The 22,284-nt window shown below is 70.5% G+C and carries 20 protein-coding genes; 12 read left to right on the top strand and 8 right to left on the bottom strand.

The window, feature by feature from the left end:
- Positions 1 to 196 precede the first annotated feature (196 nt).
- The 3 genes from IEX18_RS14910 to IEX18_RS14900 all read left to right on the top strand — a co-directional run bounded on the left by IEX18_RS14910 (position 197) and on the right by IEX18_RS14900 (position 2,989).
- Positions 197 to 637, top strand: a complete 441-nt coding sequence (locus IEX18_RS14910; protein WP_229664617.1) for a DUF2231 domain-containing protein — start codon at positions 197 to 199, stop codon at positions 635 to 637.
- Positions 634 to 1,959, top strand: a complete 1,326-nt coding sequence (locus IEX18_RS14905) for a PQQ-dependent sugar dehydrogenase (RefSeq protein WP_229664616.1) — start codon at positions 634 to 636, stop codon at positions 1,957 to 1,959. The genes IEX18_RS14910 and IEX18_RS14905 overlap by 4 nt, the downstream gene beginning before the upstream one ends.
- Before the next feature lie 193 nt (positions 1,960 to 2,152).
- Positions 2,153 to 2,989 (top strand): hypothetical protein, encoded by an 837-nt coding sequence (locus tag IEX18_RS14900; RefSeq protein ID WP_188659549.1) that lies wholly within the window; start codon positions 2,153 to 2,155, stop codon positions 2,987 to 2,989.
- A 196-nt stretch (positions 2,990 to 3,185) separates the two neighbouring features.
- Here IEX18_RS14900 and IEX18_RS14895 read toward each other — a convergent pair whose 3' ends face one another.
- From IEX18_RS14895 to IEX18_RS14885, 3 genes are all read right to left on the bottom strand, one after another.
- Entirely contained in the window at positions 3,186 to 4,850 is a 1,665-nt protein-coding gene (locus IEX18_RS14895) for a flotillin family protein (RefSeq protein ID WP_188659548.1), read from the bottom strand.
- Positions 4,847 to 5,464 (bottom strand): OB-fold-containig protein, encoded by a 618-nt coding sequence (locus tag IEX18_RS14890; protein ID WP_188659547.1) that lies wholly within the window; start codon positions 5,462 to 5,464, stop codon positions 4,847 to 4,849. The genes IEX18_RS14895 and IEX18_RS14890 overlap by 4 nt, the downstream gene beginning before the upstream one ends.
- 67 nt (positions 5,465 to 5,531) lie before the next feature.
- On the bottom strand, positions 5,532 to 6,656 hold the full coding sequence (locus IEX18_RS14885) for a zinc-binding dehydrogenase (protein WP_188659546.1): 1,125 nt from the start codon (positions 6,654 to 6,656) through the stop codon (positions 5,532 to 5,534).
- Between the two features lie 99 nt (positions 6,657 to 6,755).
- Between IEX18_RS14885 and IEX18_RS14880 the strand changes: the two genes are divergently transcribed.
- Complete coding sequence (locus tag IEX18_RS14880; protein WP_188659545.1) at positions 6,756 to 9,140, top strand: glycoside hydrolase family 127 protein; 2,385 nt, start codon at positions 6,756 to 6,758, stop codon at positions 9,138 to 9,140.
- 149 nt (positions 9,141 to 9,289) lie between these two features.
- Here IEX18_RS14880 and IEX18_RS14875 read toward each other — a convergent pair whose 3' ends face one another.
- From IEX18_RS14875 to IEX18_RS14860, 4 genes are all read right to left on the bottom strand, one after another.
- The gene (locus tag IEX18_RS14875; RefSeq protein ID WP_188659544.1) at positions 9,290 to 10,042 is read right to left on the bottom strand and encodes an IclR family transcriptional regulator; all 753 of its coding nucleotides are present in this window, start codon (positions 10,040 to 10,042) and stop codon (positions 9,290 to 9,292) included.
- Positions 10,042 to 10,431 (bottom strand): nuclear transport factor 2 family protein, encoded by a 390-nt coding sequence (locus IEX18_RS14870; RefSeq protein WP_188659543.1) that lies wholly within the window; start codon positions 10,429 to 10,431, stop codon positions 10,042 to 10,044. The genes IEX18_RS14875 and IEX18_RS14870 overlap by 1 nt, the downstream gene beginning before the upstream one ends.
- A 269-nt stretch (positions 10,432 to 10,700) precedes the next feature.
- Positions 10,701 to 12,101: a syringate O-demethylase gene (gene desA / locus IEX18_RS14865; RefSeq protein WP_188660058.1), complete on the bottom strand. Its 1,401-nt coding sequence runs from the start codon at positions 12,099 to 12,101 to the stop codon at positions 10,701 to 10,703.
- A 5-nt stretch (positions 12,102 to 12,106) separates the two neighbouring features.
- Positions 12,107 to 12,805 (bottom strand): alpha/beta fold hydrolase, encoded by a 699-nt coding sequence (locus IEX18_RS14860; RefSeq protein ID WP_229664641.1) that lies wholly within the window; start codon positions 12,803 to 12,805, stop codon positions 12,107 to 12,109.
- Between the two features lie 103 nt (positions 12,806 to 12,908).
- Between IEX18_RS14860 and IEX18_RS14855 the strand changes: the two genes are divergently transcribed.
- The 7 genes from IEX18_RS14855 to IEX18_RS14825 all read left to right on the top strand — a co-directional run bounded on the left by IEX18_RS14855 (position 12,909) and on the right by IEX18_RS14825 (position 19,957).
- Positions 12,909 to 13,778 (top strand): methylenetetrahydrofolate reductase, encoded by an 870-nt coding sequence (locus IEX18_RS14855; RefSeq protein ID WP_188659542.1) that lies wholly within the window; start codon positions 12,909 to 12,911, stop codon positions 13,776 to 13,778.
- Positions 13,779 to 13,806: 28 nt separating this feature from the next.
- Complete coding sequence (gene purU, locus IEX18_RS14850; protein ID WP_188659541.1) at positions 13,807 to 14,664, top strand: formyltetrahydrofolate deformylase; 858 nt, start codon at positions 13,807 to 13,809, stop codon at positions 14,662 to 14,664.
- 337 nt (positions 14,665 to 15,001) lie between these two features.
- Positions 15,002 to 16,117 (top strand): FAD-dependent oxidoreductase, encoded by a 1,116-nt coding sequence (locus IEX18_RS14845; RefSeq protein WP_188659540.1) that lies wholly within the window; start codon positions 15,002 to 15,004, stop codon positions 16,115 to 16,117.
- Positions 16,118 to 16,160: 43 nt separating this feature from the next.
- Positions 16,161 to 17,063, top strand: coding sequence for a VOC family protein (locus tag IEX18_RS14840; RefSeq protein WP_188659539.1), 903 nt, complete (start codon positions 16,161 to 16,163; stop codon positions 17,061 to 17,063).
- Positions 17,064 to 17,067: 4 nt separating this feature from the next.
- A complete protein-coding gene (locus tag IEX18_RS14835) occupies positions 17,068 to 18,228 on the top strand; it encodes an alpha/beta hydrolase family protein (RefSeq protein WP_188659538.1) in 1,161 nt (386 codons plus the stop codon).
- Positions 18,225 to 19,004, top strand: a complete 780-nt coding sequence (locus tag IEX18_RS14830) for a cyclase family protein (protein ID WP_188659537.1) — start codon at positions 18,225 to 18,227, stop codon at positions 19,002 to 19,004. Before IEX18_RS14835 ends, IEX18_RS14830 begins: the two co-directional genes overlap by 4 nt.
- Before the next feature lie 5 nt (positions 19,005 to 19,009).
- Entirely contained in the window at positions 19,010 to 19,957 is a 948-nt protein-coding gene (locus IEX18_RS14825; protein ID WP_188659536.1) for a fumarylacetoacetate hydrolase family protein, read from the top strand.
- Between the two features lie 41 nt (positions 19,958 to 19,998).
- Here the strand turns inward: IEX18_RS14825 and IEX18_RS14820 are convergent, their stop codons facing one another.
- Positions 19,999 to 20,913, bottom strand: a complete 915-nt coding sequence (locus IEX18_RS14820) for a LysR family transcriptional regulator (protein WP_188659535.1) — start codon at positions 20,911 to 20,913, stop codon at positions 19,999 to 20,001.
- 161 nt (positions 20,914 to 21,074) lie between these two features.
- Between IEX18_RS14820 and IEX18_RS14815 the strand changes: the two genes are divergently transcribed.
- Positions 21,075 to 22,253, top strand: coding sequence for an MFS transporter (locus tag IEX18_RS14815; protein WP_188659534.1), 1,179 nt, complete (start codon positions 21,075 to 21,077; stop codon positions 22,251 to 22,253).
- Positions 22,254 to 22,284 lie beyond the last annotated feature (31 nt).

Here is a 22,284-nt window from a genome sequence, read left to right as displayed (position 1 = left end):
CCAGGACGATGGCGACGGCGGCGATACGGAGCATGATCCCTCCCTAGCCTGTATTATAAACATAATACAGCGCAAATCGGGGCCGTGTGGAGCTGTGCCGGGGCGGCTCCGACCATCGCCGGTCCGCCCCCCGCAACCATGCGGGCCTCTGGGGGATTATCCGGGGACATCCCGTCCCCTGCACCCCGGAGGTACCATGGCGTCCCTGTTTCCCGCGTCCCGCGCGTCCGCCATGGCGCGACGGGGCGTGCATCCGCTCCATGGCCTGTTGCTGGCGGTGCCGGTGACGCTGTTCCCGGCGGCGCTGCTCGCCGACATCACCTATCTGAACAGCGCCGAGATGCAGTGGTCGAACATCGCCGCCTGGGCGATCACCTTCGCGCTGCTCTGCGGCGGGCTGGCGCTGCTCTGGGGACTGGTCGACGCGCTGCGGCGGCGGGGGACGCTGCTGTCGCCGCTGCTCCTCGCGCTCGCCTGGGGCGTGGGGCTGGTCAACGCCTTCCACCACAGCCGCGACGCATGGAGTTCGGTGGGGACGGCCGGACTGCTGCTGTCGCTGATCTCCTCGGGCGCGGCGGTGGCGGCGGGGTGGATCGCGTTCGGCGGCGGCCTGGGCCGGCGGGAGATGGCACGGTGAGCCGCGCCCGTCTTCCGCTCGCCGCGCTGGCGCTGCTCGCCGGATGTGGCGGCCAGCCGACCGATGTCCGCCAGACCGGCCCCAACCCGCAGCTGCCCGCGCAGAACCAGACGCTGGTGCCGCCGATGAAGATCGCCCGGCCCGAGGCGTGGGGCGACAGCCGGCCGACGGTGCCGGCGGGCTTCGCCATCACCCCGGTCGCCACCGGGCTGAAGGTGCCGCGCCAGATGCTGGTGCTGCCGAACGGCGACCTGCTGGTCGCGGAGGGCAAGGGCGGCCATGCCCCCAAGCTGCGGCCCAAGGATGTGATCGCGGGCTATATCAAGAGCCTGGGGACGACGAGCGTGAAGGGCGGCGACCGCATCACGCTGCTCCGCGACGCCGATGGCGACGGCCGGCCCGAGCTGCAGACGGTGTTCCTCGACGGGCTCGACGCGCCCTATGGCCTGGCGCTGGTCGGCAACGATCTGTTCGTCGCCGAGCAGGGCGCGCTCAAGCGCTTCGCCTATACCCCGGGCGCGACGCGGATCGCGCAGCCGGGCTGGGAGGTGACCAAGCTGCCCTCGCGGGTCAACCATCACTGGACCAAGTCGCTCGCCGCCAGCGCGGACGGCAGCAAGCTCTATGTCGGCATCGGTTCGAACAGCAATGTCGGCGAGCGCGGGCTGGAGGTGGAGGAGGACCGCGCCGTGGTCTGGGAGATCGACCGCGCGACCGGCGCGCACCGCGCGATCGCGACCGGCATCCGCAACCCGACCGCGCTGGCGATCAACCCCGGCACGGGCCGGCTGTGGAGCGTGGTCAACGAGCGCGACGAGCTGGGTGCGCGGCTGGTGCCCGACTATCTGACCGAGGTACGCGACGGCGCCTTCTATGGCTGGCCCTACAGCTATTGGGGACAGAATGTCGATCCGCGGGTGCGGCCGCAGCGGCCCGACATGGTGGCGAAGGCGACGGTGCCCGACTATGCGCTGGGCTCGCATGTCGCGGCGCTCGGCCTGTCCTTCGCGACCGGCGGCGGCTGGGGCGGACCCTTCACCGAGGGCGCGTTCGTCGGCGAGCATGGCAGCTGGAACCGGCAGGATCTGGCGGGCTACAAGGTGACGTGGATCCCGTTCCGCGGCGGGCGGCCGGCGGGGCAGCCGCGCGACCTCGTCACTGGCTTTATTGGCCCCGACGGCAAGGCGCGCGGGCGGCCGGTGGGCGTCCTCTACGACGCGCCGCGCCGGGCGCTGTTCATCGCCGACGATCTGTCGAACACGATCTGGCGGGTGACACCAGCCAACCGGACCGCGAGCCGCGCTGCGCCGCCGCGTGGGTGAGGCAGGTCGCCCGCGCGCGGTGCCGCTCGCGTCCGCTCGTGCCGGCGACGGCGGAGCGCCGCCCGGTCTCTCCCGCGACAGGGGGGATGAAAGATCGGGAACGGCTCGCCGTCGCGCCCGGCGACACGCGACAGGCGGGCGGGGCGGGCGCGCGGGACGGAGCCATCTCGGCGCATCGCTGCTGACGCTCGTCATGCTGTTCCCCGCCGGCGCGACCGCGCAGCGCGCGCCGGTGATCGATACCGAGGATGCGGGGCTGGGCGGCACGGCCGTGGGTGCCGGCCGGTTCCACCCGATCATCGGCCTCGACCTGCGCAACGGCGACTTCGCGCGCGGCGGCTATGACGACGATGCCGCCAATCTCGACCGGGTGCCGGTGCATGCGCAGCTCGGCTTCGCCTGGGAACTCGGGCGCGACCGGGCCGGCAAGGCCGACTTCTGGCTGGTCGGCACCTCGTCCAACGGCCTCCACGCCCCGGTCGCGGCGGAGTGGGCGCGGCCGCGCGGCTGGTACGAGAGCAACAATCTGGTCGGGCTGGTCGTCGCGCCGGGGGGCGGCTGGCGGCTCGGCGCGGCCTATACGATCAAGGCGAGCCCCAACGGCGTCTCGGCCACCACGCACGAGGCGAGCCTGACCGCGGCGCTCGACGGCGAGCGGGGGCTGGCGGCGCTCCATCCCGCCGCGGCGGTGACGACGCGGACGCGCGGCGACGGCGGCGTCTATGCGCAGGCCTCGATCCAGCCCGAGCTGGCGCTGGGCCACGGCGAGGACGCACCGAGCCTCAGCGTGCCGCTGTTGGTCGGCACGGGCTGGGGCGGCTTCTACGGGCCGGGCACGGGGACCGTCGCCTATGCGAGTGCGGGGCTGGCCTATGCGCACCCCTTCACCGCCGGCGGCGCGCACTGGCGGCTGCGCGCGGAGGTGCTGGCGCTGCTCCGCGACGCGACGCTGCGCCGGCTGGGCAGCGAGGACGCGGAAACGGCCGCGGTGGTGCCGCTGGCGACGGTGGGCGTGACGATGGCGTTCTAGGGGGCCGCTCCATCAGTAAGGAAGCGGAGCGATTGCCGGCGTAGGTGGAAGCTCATCGGAACAGCGCAAGATGGCTGTCGCTCGAGCGACCGGCCAGCGTCGTGCAACGATCCCGCCCGAGTGGATCAGGCTGCAAGGTCGGGTGGGGGCGACTAGGCCAAGGAAGCACTGGCCGGATCCTTGCCGTGGCGAGGCATCACGCCGACGGGCCGAGCACCTCCTCGCTGGCGCCCTTGACGAGGCCGTCGAGCGTGGCACCGCCGAGGCCGAGTTCCTTCATCAGCCCATCGATCACGGGTGCCTGCGCACGATAGCGAAGCGCGGCGGAGACTGCCGCATTGGCCAGATTGCCGTCATTGCTGCCATTCTCCTTCGAAGACGAGGTCGCCGTCGTAGAGCCGGAGCCCAGCCCGTCGACCTGGACAATGCGGATGCTGTCGATCGCCTCGAGCGGGCGTGCGGCTTCGCGAACGAGATCGGGCAGGACCTTCAGCAGCGCGAGCTTCGTCTGGAGCGACACCTGTTCGTTGGACAACAAATTGGCTGCCTCGTTGACCGCCCGCTGGCCCGCTGCCTCGACCTCGAAACGGACGCGGGCAGCGTCTGCGCGCAGCTTCTCCGCTTCCGCCTCGCCTTCAGCGGCGGCCCGCAGCGCGGCTGCGCGGTCGGCGGCTGCCTGCGCCTCAGCCTCCGCCTGGACCTTGACCGCGATGGCGGCACGTTCGGCCTCGCGCGCGGCGTCGATGAGTTCGATTCGCTTGGTTCGCTCGGCGATTTCGGTCTGGCGGGCGGTCGAGACCTTCTCCTCGGCTGCGACGGCCTCGGCGCGGGCGCTGTCAGCCACCGCCTTGGCCTGACTTTCCTCGCGGCTCTTGTTCTGGACGGCGATCTGCTGCTCCTGGCGGGCGATGGCGAGCGCCTGCTCCTGCGCGATCCGTGCTTCCTGGATCGCCCGGTCCGCCTCGATCTGCGCGGCGTCGGTCTGCTGCTTGGCGGCGATGCGGGCCTGATCCGCCTCGCGCTGGCGATCGGTCTGCTGCCGCGCAATCTCCGAGGCCTGTTCGGCGCGGCGTACCTCCAGCTCCCGCTCCTGCTCCAGCCGGGCGAACTCGGCGTCGCGGGCAATGGTGAAGCTGGTGCGCGACGCCTCCAGATTCTTCGCCTCGATCTGAACGCGGGTATCCTGCTCGATATCGTTGCGCGCCTTCTTGCGCAGCTCGATCTGCTCGGTCAGCTTGGTCAGACCCTCGGCGTCGAAGGCGTTGTTGGCATTGAAATGCTCGATCGACGTCTGGTCCAGCCCCGTCAGCGACACGCTTTCCAACTCCAGCCCGTTCATCGCCAGATCGGCGGACGAGACCTGCTGGACCTTCTGCACGAATTCGCTGCGCTGTTCGTGGAGCTGGTTCATCGTCATGCCGGCGGCCACCGAGCGGAGTGCGTCGACGAACTTGCCTTCGACCAGCTCCTTCAGCGCCTCCGGATGCATGGTGCGCTGGCCGAGCGTTTGCGCGGCAGTGGCCAGCGCCTCGCGATCGGGGCGGACGCGTACGTAGAATTCGGCACGCACGTCGATGCGCAAACGGTCGAGCGTGATCAGCGCGTCGCCGTTGCGCCGCTCCACTGCCAGACGGACGGTGTTCATGTTGACCGGCATCGTCTCGTGCAGCACCGGCAGCACGAGCGCGCCGCCGTTCATCACCACCTTTTCCCCGCCAAAGCCGGTGCGCACGAAGGCGATCTCCTTCGACGCGCGCTTGTAGAGGCGCGCCATGACGATGCCGATGATGACGAGCGCGAGCAGCGGCACGCCGGCATAGAGGATCACCGGGCCAAGGCCCGCGGGGACCAGATCGGTCATAGCGTCATCCAATCCGTAAGACGGGGCGAATCATGAAGAATGGCACGGAAGGTCTGGCCTTCGCGCCGCACGAGCCGCACCGTGTCCCCTTCGTGGAATTCGGTGTCGGCATCGTTCGGTTCGACCAGCACGTGATGGGGCTGGCCGTGCGGATCGAGCACGCGGACCCGCGCCGGCGATCCCGCCGCGGCCCGGCCGACGACGATCGCGCCGGTGCGGCCGATCAGATCGTCTACTTCGATTGCCGTGGTTTCGTCGCGCGGCATGACGCGTGCGAGAATGCGGGCGAGCCCCGCGGTGACAGGCAGGGACGCGAGGGCCGCAGCGGGCGCGGCGATCCAGCCGGTGACCAGTCCGCCCGTGCATGCCCACGCGATCTGCTGTCCGGCGAGGCCGAGGCCGCCGAATGCGGCAAGGAAGGCGACGAGAAGAACGAGCAGCGGCACACGGCCGATGCCGAGCCAGTCGAGCAGTCCGGCATCAAGGTCGAGATCGAGTCCGAGGCCGCCCGTCCCCAATCCAAGCGCCTCGATGAGTCCGATCGCGGCCATCAGCACGAGCGCCGCGGTGAACGCGACGGCCTGAGGCGCGGTCAGCAGGTCCAAAAGCGGCATCGATCCCCCCGGATGGACCGAAACCTAGCGTGCCCGTCGTCGGGGTCAATCGGAGCGGTCGGTCTATCTATCCCAGCGTGGGATCGATCAGCACCTTCTCGCCGGTCGCCTTGCGCTCATAGGCGCGCAGGGTGTCCGGATCGAGCGCGTCGGCGAGGCCGATGGTGCGGCTGTAGCGGCTGGCGAAGGTGGTGGTGAGCTCGGCGGCGACGCGGGCGCGCAGGCGGGCGGCGACCTCTGCCCCGGCGCGCTGGAGGAAGGGGAAGAGGAGCCAGCCCGACACGCTCCAGCGGAAGCCGAAGGCGAGGCGGTTGAGGGTGAGCGGGGCGAGATCGAGCGCGCCATAGACGTAGAGCTGCTTGAACGTGTCCGACCCGTAGCGGCTGTATTCGGTCATGCCGCGCACCGCGGCGCGCTCCATCGCGGCGAGGATGTCGCCGCCGAGCGTGCCGCCGCCGATCGCGTCGAAGGCGATGGTGGCGCCGGTCTGGGCGATCGCGTCGGTCAGCCGGGCGGTGAAGTCGGGGGCGCGGCTGTTCAGCACATGCGTCGCGCCGAGGTCGCGGAGCAGCGCCGCCTGCTCGGGCGAGCGGACGATATTGACCAGCGGCACGCCGTCCGCGGTGCAGATGCGCTGGAGCATCTGGCCGAGATTGGAGGCGGCGGCGGTGTGGACGATCGCGCGATGCCCCTCCATCCGCGCGGTCTCGACGAAACCCAGGGCGGTGAGCGGATTGACGAACATCGCCGCGCCGTCGGCGGCGCTGGCGCCGTCGGGCAGGGGGATGACATCGCGCGCCTTGATCCGGCGATAGTCGGCGAACATCGCGCCGCCGATCATGCCGACGCGGCGGCCGACCAGCCCGGCGGCGTTCGCGCCGGCGGCGACGACGGTGCCCGCCCCCTCGTTGCCGACCGGCAGCGACTGGCCGAGCCGCGGCTTGACCGCGCCCATCCGGCCGGGCGGCACGTCGAGGACGAGGCCGGTCCGGCCTTCACCCAGGGGACGCATGGTCGCGAGGTCGGCGGGCCCGAGCAGCAGGCCGAGGTCGCTGGGGTTGACGGGCGCGGCCTCGATCCGGACGAGCAGCTCGTCGGGGCCGGGATCGCCCGTCTCGACCTGTTCGAGGCTGAGGGTGAGGCGGCCGTCCTCGTCGATCCTCGACCTCAGCTCGCGACCCGTCACGCTCATCCTCGCTCTCCCGACACTCTGATCGGGACAGGATAGGCCAAGTCGCGGCCGCTGAACAATTCGCTCGATATTATACGAAATACCCGATAGCCTCGCATCATGCAGACTCGACGCGCAATGATGACCGGGAGCGCCGCGGCGGCGCTGGTGGCGACGGCCCTTCCGTCGCGCGGGCTGGCGATGGCGGCGGCCGATCCGGGCGCGACCCGGGCCAAGCCCCTTCCCCTGTCGGCGGTGCGGCTGAAGCCGTCGGACTATGCCACCGCGGTCGAGGTCAATCGCGGCTATCTCCATCGGCTGAGCCCCGACCGCTTCCTCCACAATGTCCGCAAATATGCCGGGCTGGAGCCCAAGGCGGCGATCTATGGCGGCTGGGAGAGCGATACGATCGCGGGCCATTCGCTGGGCCATTACATGACCGCGCTGGTGCTGATGTACCAGCAGACCGGCGATCCCGAGATGCGCCGGCGGGCCGACTATATCGTCGGCGAGCTGGCCGAGGCGCAGGCGAAGCGCGGCACCGGCTATGTCGGCGCGCTGGGGCGCAAGCGGAAGGACGGCACGATCGTCGACGGGGTCGAGATCTTCGACGAGATCGTGAAGGGGGACATCCGCTCGGCGGGGTTCGACCTCAACGGCAGCTGGTCGCCCATGTACACGGTGCACAAGCTGTTCGCCGGGCTGCTCGACGTGCATGGCGGCTGGGGCAACGCCCGGGCGCTGGCGGTGGCCGAGGGGCTGGGCGGCTATTTCGAGCGGGTGTTCACCGCGCTGTCGCCCGAGCAGCTCCAGACCGTGCTGGGCTGCGAATATGGCGGGATGAACGACAGCTATGCCGAGCTCTACGCCCGGACCGGCGACGCGCGCTGGCTGCGCATGGCGAACCTGTTCTACGACCATCGCGTGCTCGATCCGCTGACGCGGCAGGAGGACACGCTCGCCAATTTCCACGCCAATACGCAGGTGCCCAAGCTGGTCGGGCTGGCGCGCATCCACGAGGTGACGAAGGGCGGCGACCAGCCCAAGGCGACCGCGGCGCGCTTCTTCTGGGAGCGGGTGGTCCACCATCACAGCTTCGCGATCGGCGGCAATGCGGACCGGGAATATTTCTTCGCGCCCGACAGCATCGCCGACCACGTCACCGAGCAGACGTGCGAGCATTGCAACACCTACAACATGCTGAAGCTGACTCGGCACCTGTATAGCTGGGCGCCGGACGGCGCGCTGTTCGACTATTACGAGCGCGCGCATCTGAACCATGTGATGGCCCAGCAGGACCCGGCGACGGGCGGCTTCGCCTATATGATGCCGCTGATGACCGGGGCGGCGCGCGACTTCTCGACCACCGCCGACGACGCCTTCTGGTGCTGCGTCGGATCGGGGATGGAGAGCCATGCCAAGCATGGCGAGAGCATCTTCTGGGAGGGCGACGACGGCGGGCTGACCGTCAACCTCTATATCCCCGCGACCGCGCAATGGGCGGCGCGCGGCGCGGCGGTGACGCTGGACACGCGCTATCCCTTCGAGGGGACGTCCACGCTGACCTTCGACCGGTTGCGCGGCGGGCGCTTCCCGGTGGCGCTGCGCGTTCCCGGCTGGGCGGCGGGGCGCGCGCTGGTGACGGTGAACGGCCAGCCGGCCGAGGCGCGGTTCGCGCGCGGCTATGCGATCGTCGCGCGGCGCTGGAAGGCGGGGGACCGGGTGGCGATCACTTTGCCGCTCGACCTCAGGCTGGAGCCGGCGGCGGGCGACGCCAAGACGGTGGCGGTGCTGCGCGGGCCGCTGGTGCTCGCCGCCGACCTGGGCGGGACCGACACGCCGTGGGAACAGGCGGACCCGGCGCTGGTCGGCGCCAATATCCTGTCGGGCTTCGCGGTCGCCGACGCGGCGTCGGGCCGGGTGGCGACGCGCGGGGTGGTGCGGCCGGGCGACCTGCCCTTCGTCCCCTTCTATCGCCAGTATGCCCGGCGCAGCGCGGTCTATTTCAAGACCTTCTCCGAGGTCGAGTGGCAGCGCGAAGCGGCGGCCTATGTCGCCGAGCAGACGCAGCGGCGCGCGATCGCGGCGCGCTCGGTCGACGTGATGCACCTGGGCGAGATGCAGCCCGAGCGCGACCACGGGCTGACCAGCGAGATCTCCTATCCGGGCACCTATCGCGGGCGGCAGAGTCGCGAGGCGCGGACCGGCGGCTATTTCGAGTTCGGGATGAAGGTGAAGCCGGGTCCGCTGGTGCTGCAGGCGACCTATTGGGGCGGCGAGACCAACCGCGCCTTCGACATCCTGGTCGACAATGTGAAGGTCGCGACCCAGCGGCTGGAGAATGACCGTCCCGGCAAGTTCTTCGACGTCGACTATCCGCTGCCCGAGGCGCTGACCCGCGGCAAGGCGTCGGTTCGCGTCCGCTTCGTGCCGCACGACCGCAAGACGGCGGGGCCGGTGTTCGGCGTGCGGCTCTATGCGGCCGCGCCAGGGGCGACGGCATAGCAGGATTGCGCGTTCCTGCCTTGAAACGTCACTCCAGCGAAGGCGAGACCTTAGCAAAAGGCCAGGGTCGCGCCTCGCTTCCACTTGAACGCGGGCGATTCCAGTCGCGGCGAAGGGCTCTTCGATCCGCCCTGCCGCATTCGGCCGCGTCAGCCGCGCCGCGCCTCGAGCTGGCGTTTGGCGGCGAGGAGGTCGGCGGCGATCTGGTCGCCGAGCGCCGGGCTCATGCGGATCGAGGGGACGGCGACGCCGATCGACAGGGCGGTGCGCGCGTCCTGCACCACCGCGACGCCGAGGCCGGAAATGCCATGGGTCAGCTCGTCGCGGGTGAAGGCGATGCCGGTGCGGCGGATATCGGCGAGCTGGCGGCGCAGCGCGGCCTCGTCGGCCAGGGTGTGGGGGGTGAAGCGGGCCCGCCCGGTCGATGCGAAATAGGCGTCGACCCGCGCGTCGGCATAGCTGGCGAGCAGCGCCTTGCCCGCCGCGATGGCGTGGAGCGGCACGCGCACGCCCACTTCCATCGCGTAGCGCAGATTCTGGGTCGAGGTCTCCGTCATCGCGACGCGCATGTCCCATTCGACCGGGACGAAGAGCGAGGCGGTCTCGTCGAAGCGGCGGCGCAGCGCGTGGACGATCGGACGCGCCGCATCGAGCAGCGACGGCGGCGCGCGGCGGCTGAGCCGGTCGAGCCCTTCGCCGGGCAGGAATAGCCGTCCCTCACGGCGCAGATAGCCCCGCTCGACCAGGGTGGTGAGGAGATAGGTCAGGCTACTCAGGGGGATGGCGAGCGCGGTCGCGATCTGCTGGGCGGCGAGACCGTCGGGATGGCCGAAGACATGCTCGATCAGGTCGAGCGTGCGCACCGCGGACTTGACGCCGGCGGTGTCGGACCGGGTCGCCATCAGAACGTCAGATAGCCGCGCCGCTCGGCGAAGAGCCAATGGTCGCCGATCCGGACCAGCCGGTCGTGGAAGCCGCCGACCCGGACGGGCGCGTCCGCGACGAACAGGGCCACCGCCGACTCGGCGACCGCCGTGTCGGCGTCGAGGACGTCGACGACGATATTGGCGCACAGGTGGCGCGTGATACGGGCGGGCCGGGCGAGAAAGGCGGCGCGGATCGCGTCACGGCCGACGATCCATGCGTCCGGCGCGGTCGGCCGCGCCATGCGGCCGTCGGGCGCGTAGAGCGCCGCGACCGCATCCCAGTCACCGGCATCGTTCAGATTGGCATAGCGCGCGATCAGCCTGGCGCAGGCCTGTTCGATCCGGGCAGTCTCGTCGGCCGTCACGGGGTGCCTTTCGTCAGCGGGGCGCCGCAGCGCGGTTCGGTCGGCCTCGCCACCGGCGGAGGCGAGCGGCCAGCGGGGCCTCTTGCGCGGGCGGGCTATGGCTGGAGCCTGATCCGCCTGGCCGCAATCGTCGCCCCGGCGCAGGCTGGGGCCCTCCGCGGCTCTGCCTCGTGTGATCACCGGGAGATCCCCGCCTGCGCTGGGATGACGAAGCGGATCGGACAGCGCCGCGCCGCCGCTCCGGGAGCGACGGCACGGCACCCGGGCGCTCAGGCGGCGCGGGAGCGCCAGCCCTCGGCATAGCTGTCGCGCGCGACCTCCGAATAGGGAACCGGCGAGACGATCGCGCGGATCTCGGTCTGGACGTGCGGCTCGACGGTGGGCTTGGCGGTGCCGCCATCCGGCTCGCCCCAGAGCAAGGTCACCTCGGTGCCCGGCTCGGCGACATCGGCATCGACCATGGCGAGCGCGAGGAAGCGGCCGGCATTGACGGTGTAGCCGATCCAGGTCGAGATGCCGACCGTCTTCCCGTCCTTCAGCACCGCGTCATAGGGATGCATGCAATAGACGGCGCTGGGGAATTCGAGGAACTTCGCCTTGTCGCCGGTCTGCAGCATCGAGGACAGGACGCGGACGATGTCCTCGTTGTCGAGCGCCAGCGTCACCTTCTGGCGGTGCGGCTGGTCCTTCTTCGCCTCCAGCGCCTCGCGGCCGACGAAATCGTGGTCGAACTTGACCATGATGCCGTAACCCAGCTCCCACGGATCGAGATAATAGTCCTCGATATTGTCGGAGACGAAGCTGCCGCCGAGCGAGCACTTGCCCTCATAGCTGCTCGCGCCCAGCCATTCGCGGAAGGCGCGCGAGCCCTCGCCGGTATAGGTGGCGGGGAGCGGCGAGGGGATCCAGCCCGATTCGAGCGTGTTGGACGAATAGGTGCGGCCGCCGCACAGGGTGAGGCCGTGATCCTTGCCCGCCTCGATCAGGGCGTTGCGGACGGTGTCGTAATCCTGCCACGGGCCGAACAGCTCGTAGCCGGGCTGGCCGGCCATGCCGTGGCGCAGCGCGCGCACCTCGACACCCGCGATCCGGATCGGGGCCATGTGGAAGAACTTCAGGTCGGGCGGGGTCTGGCCCATCGCCTTGTCCAGCACCGCCATGGCGTTCGGCCCCTGCAGCTGGAAGCGGTAGTTGCGGCGGTAACCCTGTTGGTCGAGCGGGCGGGCGGCGGTGCGCTCGTCGCGCTCGACGGTGACGTCCCACTTGCCGGTCGAGGCCCAATATTCGACCCATTCGATCGCCGGGGCGCGGCCGACCAGCTCGAACGTCTCCTCGGCGAGGTAGAAGAGGATGACGTCGCCGATCACATAGCCCTCGGGCGTGACGGGGGCGAACTGCTTGGCGCGGTTCGGCACGAAGCCCTTGAAGCTGTTGGGCGCGAGATAGGCCAGCATGTCGAACGCGCCCGGCCCGGTGACGCGCAGGTCGACCATGTGGAAGCTCTGGTTGAACAGCACCGCGCTTTCCGCCCAGGAGCGCTGCTCGTCGCGCCAGTTCGAATATTCCGCCGGCACGCCCGGATAGACGTTCGGCCCGGTCTGCTGGTTGCGCAGGAAGTCGACGATGTTGGGCTGCTCGTCGAGCAGTGCCTGAAGGCTCTTGTCGGTCACGTAGGTCATCCTCTGCTGGGTAGGTCGGAAGGGCGCGCCAGCCAGTCGGCGAGGACGCGGTTGAAGATCGGGGGGTTCTCCGCCGAGGCCATGTGGCCGGCGGTGGGGATCATCGCGAGCTGCGCGTTGGGGATGGCGGCGGCGATCGCCCGTTGCTGGGCGGGCGGCGACCAGCCGTCATGCTCCGCACCGATGATCGCGACGGGGCAGGTGAGCGTCGGCAGCACCGCGGCGGCATCCGGCCGGCCGAGCAGCGCGCGGATCTGCGCGGCAAAAATGTCGAGACCGGCATCGACCGCCATGGCGTGGAGGGAGGCATAGACGGCGGTGCCCGGCTCCGCCTCCGGCCCGACCATCGGCGGCAGCCAGCGATCGACCAGCGCCGCCACCCCCTCTCGCCGGCCAAGATCGAGCAGCGCGTGGCGCGCCTCCGCCTCGCCGGGGCGGACGGGGTGGATGCCGCTGTTGGCGATGGCGATGCGGTCGATCCGCTCGGGCGCGCGACGCCAGAGTTCGAGCGCGATGCGGCCGCCCATCGAATGGCCGAGCAGCGCGCAGCGATCGGGCAGGCGCGCCAGGACGAAGTCGGCCATCGCTCCGATACCGTCCGCCCCGTCATAGAAGCCGTCGATCACCTGCGCATCGAACGCGGCGACCGTGTCGGCGAACATGCGACCGTCGCACATCAGTCCGGGCAGGATCACCAGTCGCAAGGCCGCCTCTCACCGTTTTCGTGTCTATGAAGTTTCATCTATACGAAGCTGGCCTGACCGGCTAGAGGCTTTTTCAAGCGAAGGAGAGCGCGCCATGTCGACACCGATCCTCCACCCCAATTGGGCGCGGCCGGCGCGCAACATGGTCGACGGCTATTCGATCGAGATCACCGCCAAGGACGTCGCCGCGCTGGAGGCCGCCGCGCCGGCCATGCCGGGGGAGACGCCGGTCGCGATCACCTTCCTGCCCGGCGAGGCGATGGCGGCGCGGGTCGCGGCGGCGGTGCGGGTGCGGGCGCTGGGGTTCGAGCCGATGCCGCATTTCTCGGCGCGGCGGATCGTGTCGGCCGACGAGTTCGAATCCTATCTGGCGGCGGTGGCGGAGCAGGCGGGGGTGCGGCGCTGCTTCGTCGTCGCGGGCGATCCGGCGGAGGCCGAGGGCCCCTATTTCGACAGCGGCGCGCTGATCGCCAGCGGCGCGTTCGAGCGATCGGGGATGCGCGCGATCGGCATCGGCGGCCATCCCGAGGGGCATCCGCACATGACCGCCGAACAGGGCTGGGCGGTGCTGCAGAGCAAATGCGCCGCCATCACGGGCCGCGGCATGGCGCCGCTGATCGTGACCCAGTTCGCCTTCGACGCGGGCGCGGTGCTGGACTGGCTGGCCGAGCTGAGGCGGCGCGGGATCGACGCGCCGGTGCGCCTCGGCGTCCCCGGGCCGGCGGGGATCAAGACGCTGGTCCGCTTCGCCGCGCGCTGCGGCGTCGGCGCATCGGCGGCGGTGCTGGGCAAATACGGCATCTCGATCGGCCAGCTGCTCGGCACGGCCGGGCCGGACAGGCTGCTCGCCGCGCTGGCGACGGGCCTGGGGCCGCAGCATGGACCGGTGCGGCTGCACTTCTACCCCTTTGGCGGGGTCGAGAAGACGGTCGCCTGGATCGGGGACTATGATCGCGCGCATTGAGACGCGATGAGCACAGGGAGAGAATGTGATGGCCGATATCGCGGTGCTGCGGCTGCAATGCCCCGACTCGCTGGGGCTGGTGGCGCGGGTGTCCGGCTTCCTGGCGGAGCGCGGCTGCAACATCGTCGACGCGCAGCAGTTCAACGACAGCGGCAACGGCCGCTTCTTCATGCGGGTCGCGTTCGAGCATGACGGCGCGGTCGGGCTCGCCGCGCTACGTGACGGCTTCGCGCCGATCGCCGCGGCGGCGGGGATGGACTGGACGCTGAAGGATGCCGCGGCGAAGCGGCGCGTGGTGCTGATGGTGTCGCGCTGGGACCATTGCCTGGGCGACCTGCTCTACCGCACGATCCTGGGCGAGCTGCCGATGGAGGTGGTGGCGATCCTCTCCAACCACCCGCGCGAGCGGCTGCACACCTCGCTGATCGGCGACATTCCCTATCATTACCTGCCGACCACGCCCGCGACCAAGGCGGCGCAGGAGGCGGCGGTGAAGCAGGTGATCGCCGAGACGGGGGCGGAGCTGGTGGTGCTGGCGCGCTACATGCAGATCCTGTCGGACGATCTGGCGCGCTTCCTGTCTGGGCGGTGCATCAACATCCACCACAGCTTCCTGCCCGGCTTCAAGGGCGCCAAACCCTATCACCAGGCGCATGCGCGCGGCGTGAAGATGATCGGCGCGACAGCGCACTATGTCACGTCCGATCTCGACGAGGGGCCGATCATCCACCAGGACGTGGAGTTCGCCAGCCATGCCGACACGCCTGACGAACTCGTCCGCAAGGGCCGCGACGTCGAGCGGCGGGTGCTGGCGGAGGCGGTGCGGCTGCACCTCGACGACCGGGTGCTGCTCAACGATGCGCGCACGGTGGTGTTTCGGGGATAGGCCGTGATTCGTCCGACCTGAAGTTAAGGTCGTCCCGGCGAAGGGCGCGGCTTTTCGGCATCGGCGTGACGCAGGAACCGCAAAGGCCCCAGTCTGCGCCGGGGCGACGATAGTGCCCGAGCGGATCGCAAGGCGGAGCCGGACGGCATCATCCCGACCCGTCCGGGCCGGGCGCGGGCGAGGCATAGGCAGGCATTGGGTGCTTCGACGCCTTCCATCCATCAGATCGATCGATCAGCATCCAATAAACTCATTTTTGCTATTCGACCGACCCTTCTAGACTCCGCCCATAAGACAAGCGGAGAGGCGAGATGGGCATGGCGGGCGGGTCGGGGGCATGAAGGCGCTCGACATACTGGTCATCGGCGGCGGGATCGGCGGGCTGACCGCGGCGATCGCCCTGCGCCGGGACGGCCACCGGGTGACGGTGGTCGAGAAGGACCCCTCCTGGTCGGTCTATGGCGTCGGCATCATCCAGCAGTCGAACGTCATCCGCGCGATGAAGTCGCTGGGGCTGATCGACTCCTATCTGGGCGCGGCGAGCGGCTTCGACCATGTGGAGGTGTTTACCCCGGCCGGGGTCTGCGTGGCACGGGTGCCCTCGCCCAAGCTGGTCGAGGGCTATCCCGCCAATGTCGGCATCGGCCGGCCGGCGCTGCACCGGGTGCTGGCCGACCGCGTGCTGGCCGACGGGGTCGAGGTGCTGCTGGGCCTGACCGTCACCGCGCTGGCCGAAGAGGGGGATCGCGTGCGCGTCACCCTGTCCGACGGGCAGGAGCGCGAGGCGGATATCGTGGTGGGCGCCGACGGCGTCTATTCGCAGACCCGCCGCCAGCTCTTCCCGGAGGCACCGGTGCCGGACTATACCGGCCAGGCGGTGTGGCGCTACAACCTGCCGCGCCCCGCCGGCCTCGATGCGCTCCAGGCCTTTAACGGGCCGATCGGCATCGGGCTGGTGCCGATGAGCGCCGACCAGATCTACATGTTCGTCACCACGCCCGAGCCGGCGGGGACGCGCTACCCGGTCGAGGGGCTCGCCGCGGCGATGCGCGCCAAGCTCGCCGCCGCGCCGCCGGCGGTGCAGGCGCTGGCCGAGGGCATCACCGAGGACGAGGGTGTCGTCTACCGCCCGCTCGAGACGCTGATCGTCGACGGCGACTGGCATCGCGGGCGCGTCGTGCTGCTGGGCGACGCGCTGCACGCGACGACGCCGCATCTGGGCCAGGGCGCGGGGATGGCGATCGAGGATTCGATCGTGCTGGCCGAGGAGATCGCCCGGCACGACACGCCCGAGGCGGCGTTCCGCGCCTATCGCGACCGCCGCTACGAGCGCTGCGCCTATATCGTCGGCGCGAGCCTGGCGATCTGTCGCGGGCAGCTGGGCCTGGCCCCGCCCGTCGATAACGCCACCGCCACGCGCGAGATGTTCGCGATGGTCTCCCGACCGATCTGACCTGCCGTTCCGCCACCTGCCGCATCCCGAAAAGGACTGACCGATGAGCCGAGTGACTGACATCCGCTATGTCGGCTACGCCATGCCCGACATGGCCGCCGAACGGGCCTTCTACGCCGACACCTGGGGGCTGGAGCCGGTGCCGAGCGACGATGGCATGGCCTATTTCAAGGCGCAGGGCGACGACGAACACCATGTCGTGCGCCTGCGCGAGGACGCGACGGAGCATGTCGACGTGATCGCGCTGGCGACCGAGAGCCGCGCCGATGTCGAGGCGCTGCACGACCGCGTGGTCGCGGCCGGCTGCCGGATCATCTTCGCCCCCCGCGACCTCGCCTCGCCGGGCGGCGGCTATGGCTTCCGCTTCTTCTCGCCCGACGGCCTGCCGTTCGAGGTGTCGAGCGATGTCGCCCCGGCGGGCAAGCGCACGATGGCGCGCTGGGACGCGGTGCCGCAGAAGATCAGCCACATCGTCCTCCACTCGCCCGACCACAAGGCGGCGGTGCAGTTCTTCATCGACGTGCTCGGCTTCCGGCTGAGCGATTGGCTGGGCGACTTCATGGCGTTCCTGCGCTGCAACGAGGCGCATCACCGCGTCGCCTTCCTGCCGGGGCCGCCCTGCCTGAACCATGTCGCCTATGACGTGATGACGGTCGACGACATGATGCGCGGCATCAACCGGCTGCGCAAACAGGGCACCGACATCCTGTGGGGACCGGGCCGGCACACCGCGGGCAACAACACCTTCAGCTATTTCACCACGCCGGCCTGCTTCGCGGTCGAATATACGTCGGAGCTGGAGGACGTCGACTTCCACACCCACGAGGCCAAGGTGCACGTGCCGGGGCCGCAGGTGATGGACCAGTGGGGCGTCGGCGTCGGCGGCCCGCAGACCATGCCGCACCCCAAGCCCGACCCTGCGCTGTTCCAGCCGGCCGCGGTGTAGGATCATGGCGCTATTCGAATATTTCCCGAACTATATCTGGAACCTGTCGGTCGCGATGGCGCTGGAGAGCGGTGCGCAGATCGGCGAGATCGTCGATATGTGCCAGCCGATCCGCGATGCGGCGGCCGAGGGGGCCGATGCCGGCACCCCGCAGTTCATGGCGCAATGGGTGGCGATGGCCGACCGGCTGATCGCGCTGGCCGACGAGGACGAGGCGCGGGGCCGGGGCTTCTCCGCCTCCGACAAGCTCGAACGCGCCGCGCTCTACCTGATCGTCGCCGAGCGGATGCAGGGGCATGGCCATCCCGGGCGGCAGGCGACCTATGCCAAGGCGCTCGACAGCTTCGCGCGCTCGACCCGGCTGGGCGGGCTGCCGCGCGAACGCGTCGAGGTGCCGCTGGCCGGCGGTGCGACCATGCCGGCCCTCTATACCCGCGCGCCGGGCGAGGGACGGCGGCCGGTCGTGGTCTATTGCAACGGCCTCGATAGCTGCAAGGAGCTGCTCTACTGGTCGAAACTGCCCCAGGCGCTGGCCCGGCGCGGCATCTCGACCCTGAGCGTCGACCAGCCCGGATCGGGCGAGGCGCTGCGGCTCCAGAACCTGCCGGTCGACCCGCATAGCGAGCGCTGGGCGTCGAAGGCGGTCGACTGGCTGGAGGCGCGCGAGGATGTCGATCCCGCGCGGATCGGCATGACCGGCATCTCGCTGGGCGGCCATTTCGCGCCGCGCGCCGTCGCCTACGAACCGCGCTTCGCGAGCGGCGCGGTATGGGGCGCGAACCACAATTGGCGCGAGGTGCAGGACCGGCGGCTGAAGCGCGAGGGCGAGAACCCGGTGCCGCATTACTGGGCGCATGTGATGTGGGCGTTCGGCGCGGCGGACATGGACGATTTCCTCGCCCGGTCGACCGACATGAACCTCAACGGCCATATGGACCGGATCCGCGTGCCCTTCCTCGTCACCCACGGCGCGCAGGACCGGCAGATCAGCGTCGACTATGCGCACGACCTCTACGACCAGTTGGTCCATTCGCCGCGGCGCGAGCTGAAGCTGTTCACCGTGCGCGAGGGCGGGGTGGAGCATGTGGGAGCCGACAATATGAGCTTCGGGCGCGACTATATCGCGGACTGGTTCGCCGAGACGCTGGGCGGGCGCACCGCATGAGCCGGCGCTTCCTCGACCTGTCGATCACGCTCGACCCGGAGGTCATCACCGATCCGCCGTTCATGCGCCCGTCGATCACCTACCAGACGCATGAGGAGACGGTGGCCGAGGTGCAGGGCTTCTTCCCCGGGCTGACCGCCGCGCAGATGCCGGGCGGCCAGGGCTTCGCGGCATCGGAGACGCTGACGCTGACGACGCACAACGGCACCCATCTCGACGCGCCCTGGCACTATCACCCGACGATGGACGGCGGCGCGCGCGCGATCACGATCGACGAGGTGCCGCTCGACTGGTGCTTCCGGCCGGGGGTGAAGCTCGATTTCAGGGCACTGCCGGACGGCTATGTCGCGACCGCGGCGGACGTCGAGGCGGAGCTGGCACGGATCGGCTATGCGCTCCAGCCGCTCGACATCGTGCTGGTCAACACCGCGGCGGGCGCGGCGCTGGGCGGGCCCGACTTCCTGAGCAAGGGATGCGGCATGGGCTACGAGGCGACCATGTACCTGACCAGCCGCGGCGTGCGCGTGACCGGCACCGATGCGTGGAGCTGGGACGCCCCCTTCGCCGCGACCGCGCGCAAGGTGGCCGAGACGGGCGACACCTCGCTGATCTGGGAGGGACACAAGGCCGGCCGCGACATCGGCTATTGCCACATGGAGAAGCTGACCAACCTCGACCAGCTGCCCGACCATGGCTTCACCGTCTCGTGCTTTCCCGCCAAGGTGAAGCGCGGATCGGCGGGCTGGACGCGCGCGGTCGCGATCTTCGAGGATTGAGCGGGATGCGGCTGGCGACCTTGCGCGACGGCACGCCCGACGGGCGGCTCGTGATCGTGTCTCCGGACGGCGGCCGCTGGGCGCCCGCGCCGGTGGGGACGCTCCAGCAGTTGCTGGAGCAGTGGGACGAGGCGGTGCCCGCCTGCGCCGCGGTGACCACGTTCGCCGAGCCGCTCGACCCGCAGGCGCTGGCGGCGCCGCTGCCGCGCGCCTGGCAATGGCTCGACGGATCCGCCTTCGACAGCCATGGCGCGCTGATGGACCAGGTGTTCGGGATCTCGCCCGAACGGACCGGCCTGCCGCTGATGTACCAGGGACTGTCCGACCGCTTCTATGGCCCGCACGACGACGTGCCGCTGCCCGACGCGGCGCTGGGCATCGATTTCGAGGGCGAATTCGGCGTCATCGTCGATGCGGTGCCGATGGGGACAAGCGCGGCGGCGGCGCTGGGGCATGTCAGGCTGGTGGTGCAGATCAACGACTGGTCGCTGCGCGCGCTGGCCGGGCCGGAAATGAAGACCGGCTTCGGCTGGGTGCAGGCCAAGCCGGCGTGCAGCATGGCCGGGATCGCGGTGACGCCGGAGGAACTGGGCGGGCAATGGCGCGACGGGCGGGTCTGCCTGGACCTGCTGGTCGACTGGAACGGCGACCGCTTCGGCGCCCCCAATGGCGCGGCGATGGCATTCGGCTTCCACGAGCTGATCGCGCATGCGGCACGGACCCGCGCGCTGCCGGCGGGGACGATCATCGGTTCGGGCACCGTCTCGAACGCGAACTTCCGCGAAGTGGGATCGACCTGCATCGCCGAGCGGCGCGGGATCGAGATCGTCGACGAGGGCGCGGCGCGGACCGGCTTCATGCGCTTCGGCGACACGGTGCGGATGGAGGCGCGGCTGGCCGATGGACGGGCGCCGTTCGGCGCGATCGCCCAGCGGGTGGTGCAGGCGGGCTGACGGGCGATCCCTGCGCTACCGAGGGGGTCGGCGGCAGGGACTCAGCCCGGCGATCCTTCGGCCGCATAGCTTTCGAAGGCGCCGACCAGCCAGGCGATGCCCGGGTCGTTGGCGCGGCCGCTGTGATACTGCACCATCTCGCGCAGCGGCGGCATGGCGAAGGGGAGCGGCTGCATCACCAGGTCGAAGGCCGCGCAGAAGGTGGCGGCGAGCCGCTCCTGCAGCACGGCGATGCGCAGCGTCTGCGGCAGCATCAGCGGCACGCCCGAAAAGGTGGACGTGGTCACCTCCACCCGCCGCCGCTCGCGATAGGGCAGGAGGTGGCGCTCGGCGAAGGACAGCTCGCGCCCGGACCCGATGCTGACCGCGACATGGCCGAGCGCGAGAAAGCCGTCGAGATCGAGCGGCGCGGCCATCGCCGGATTGCCGCGCCAGCCGACCACCACATGCTGCTCCTCGAACAGGGGGCGCGAGGGGTGCGAGAGGGAGACATATTGTTCGGGACTGATGATGCAGTCGATCTCGCCCGCCTCGAACTCGGCGAGGCTCATCGGCCCGGTCGGGCCGACATCCATGCTGATATGCGGCGCGCTGCGCTGCAGGCGGCGCAACACCGGCGAGATCAGGACCGTCTGCGTATAGTCGGACGCATTGACGCGGAAGCGCCGCTGCGAGGTCGCGGGGTCGAAGGTCGCGGAGGTGTCGACCAGCAGATCGGCCTGGGCGAGCAGGGTGCGCGCGATCGGCCACAGGGATTCGGCATAGGCGGTGGGGATCATCGCGCGGCCGATCGAGACGAGCAGGTCGTCGCCGAAATAGTCGCGCAGGCGCGCCAGCGCGGCGCTGACCGCGGGCTGGCTGAGCTTGAGCCGTTCCGCCGCGCGCGAGACGCTGCGTTCCTGGAGGAGGATGTCGAGCGCGACGACGAGGTTGAGATCGAGTCCCTTGAACCGCATCGCCCCGCTCTCCCGCCTGTTCGCGCCAAGCTATCAGACACATGGATCGCACGGTATCCCTTTAATCAATTTCCCGGAGACTTGCGCAGCGCCTAGCGTGGCAGGCGGCGGACAGAGGCGGCGCTGCACGGCCGGCCCTCCGCGATATCGGGGAGAGGCGCATGGTGGCGAGCGACAGGAGCGCGGGACCGCGGCAGGGCGTGGTGCTGATGGCCGCGGCGGTGATGCCGGCGATGGCGATCATCTCGCTGGTGCCGGTGCTGCCGATGCTGCTGCGCGAGTTCGGCGACGTGCCGGGGGCCGCGGTGCTGGTGCCGATGACGCTGACCGTGCCGGCCTTGTGCGTCGCGCTGTTCTCGCCGCTCGCGGGCTGGCTGTCGGACCGGATCGGGCGCAAGCGGGTGCTGGTCGCGGCGCTGCTGCTCTACGGTGCGATCGGGCTGATGCCGCTGGCGCTCCACAGCCTGGTGCTGATCCTCGGCTCGCGCATCCTGCTCGGGCTGAACGAGGCGGCGATCACGACCGTCGCGACGACGATGATCGGCGACTATTACGAGGGCGCCCGGCGCGAGCGCTGGGTGGCGATCCAGACGGCGGTGGTCAGCCTGAGCGCGATCGTGCTGATCGCGCTGGGCGGCGTGCTGGGCGAGGCGTTCGGGTCGCGCGGGCCGTTCCTGCTCTATCTGCTGGCGCTGCCGATCGCGGCGCTGGCGGCGGCGATCCTGTTCGAACCGGCCACGACCGCCCGCGCGGCGCCCCGTCCCGCCTTCCCCCTGCGGCCGGTGGCGGCGATCATCGCCACCACGCTGGCCGCGGCGGTCCTGTTCTACACGCTGCTGCTGCAGATCGGGCCGGTGCTGGGGCTGGCCGGCGTGACGTCGCCGGCGGTGATCGGCGCGGTGGGCGCGGCGGCCAATGTCGGCGTGGTGCTGGGCTCGCTGGCATTCCGCCGCCTGGCGGCGTTGCCGACCCGCGGCCTGCTGGCGGCGGGATTCGGGCTGGCCGCGGCGGGCTATCTGGGGGTCGCCTATCTGGGCGGCGTCTGGGCCGTGACGGGGCTGACGGTGCTGGCCTGTATCGGCGGCGGCATCCTGCTGCCGACGCTGCTGACCGCGGTGCTGCGCGTGCTGCCCGCCTTCGCGCGGGGACGGGGCACGGGCCTGTGGACCGGCACCTTCTTCCTCGGCCAGTTCGTCGCGCCGGTCCTGGCGGCGGGGCTGGCGCAGGCGACGGGCGGGCTGCGCCCCGCGCTGGCCATACTGGGCTGGTGCGCGCTGGCGGGTGCGGCGGTGCTGGCCCTGCGTCGCGAGCGCCGGCCGGCGCTGGCGATGCGCGGGTGACAATAGCGCTGGTGGCGTTACCATATCCCGC

The organism is Sphingomonas metalli (genome assembly GCF_014641735.1).
In the GTDB taxonomy this organism is placed as follows: domain Bacteria; phylum Pseudomonadota; class Alphaproteobacteria; order Sphingomonadales; family Sphingomonadaceae; genus Sphingomonas; species Sphingomonas metalli.
Note: the sequence above shows the minus strand (reverse complement) of the source record. Positions and strands in the feature narration are given on the sequence as shown.

Excerpts from the sequence above, each read along its gene's own strand:
- IEX18_RS14910 (WP_229664617.1), top strand. The coding sequence starts at position 197 with ATGGCGTCCCTGTTTCCCGCGTCCCGCGCGTCCGCCATGGCGCGACGG.
- IEX18_RS14900 (WP_188659549.1), top strand. The coding sequence starts at position 2,153 with ATGCTGTTCCCCGCCGGCGCGACCGCGCAGCGCGCGCCGGTGATCGAT.
- IEX18_RS14895 (WP_188659548.1), bottom strand. The coding sequence starts at position 4,850 with ATGACCGATCTGGTCCCCGCGGGCCTTGGCCCGGTGATCCTCTATGCC.
- IEX18_RS14890 (WP_188659547.1), bottom strand. The coding sequence starts at position 5,464 with ATGCCGCTTTTGGACCTGCTGACCGCGCCTCAGGCCGTCGCGTTCACC.
- IEX18_RS14885 (WP_188659546.1), bottom strand. The coding sequence starts at position 6,656 with ATGAGCGTGACGGGTCGCGAGCTGAGGTCGAGGATCGACGAGGACGGC.
- IEX18_RS14880 (WP_188659545.1), top strand. The coding sequence starts at position 6,756 with ATGCAGACTCGACGCGCAATGATGACCGGGAGCGCCGCGGCGGCGCTG.
- IEX18_RS14875 (WP_188659544.1), bottom strand. The coding sequence starts at position 10,042 with ATGGCGACCCGGTCCGACACCGCCGGCGTCAAGTCCGCGGTGCGCACG.
- IEX18_RS14855 (WP_188659542.1), top strand. The coding sequence starts at position 12,909 with ATGTCGACACCGATCCTCCACCCCAATTGGGCGCGGCCGGCGCGCAAC.
- purU (WP_188659541.1), top strand. The coding sequence starts at position 13,807 with ATGGCCGATATCGCGGTGCTGCGGCTGCAATGCCCCGACTCGCTGGGG.
- IEX18_RS14845 (WP_188659540.1), top strand. The coding sequence starts at position 15,002 with ATGAAGGCGCTCGACATACTGGTCATCGGCGGCGGGATCGGCGGGCTG.
- IEX18_RS14840 (WP_188659539.1), top strand. The coding sequence starts at position 16,161 with ATGAGCCGAGTGACTGACATCCGCTATGTCGGCTACGCCATGCCCGAC.
- IEX18_RS14835 (WP_188659538.1), top strand. The coding sequence starts at position 17,068 with ATGGCGCTATTCGAATATTTCCCGAACTATATCTGGAACCTGTCGGTC.
- IEX18_RS14830 (WP_188659537.1), top strand. The coding sequence starts at position 18,225 with ATGAGCCGGCGCTTCCTCGACCTGTCGATCACGCTCGACCCGGAGGTC.
- IEX18_RS14825 (WP_188659536.1), top strand. The coding sequence starts at position 19,010 with ATGCGGCTGGCGACCTTGCGCGACGGCACGCCCGACGGGCGGCTCGTG.
- IEX18_RS14820 (WP_188659535.1), bottom strand. The coding sequence starts at position 20,913 with ATGCGGTTCAAGGGACTCGATCTCAACCTCGTCGTCGCGCTCGACATC.
- IEX18_RS14815 (WP_188659534.1), top strand. The coding sequence starts at position 21,075 with ATGGTGGCGAGCGACAGGAGCGCGGGACCGCGGCAGGGCGTGGTGCTG.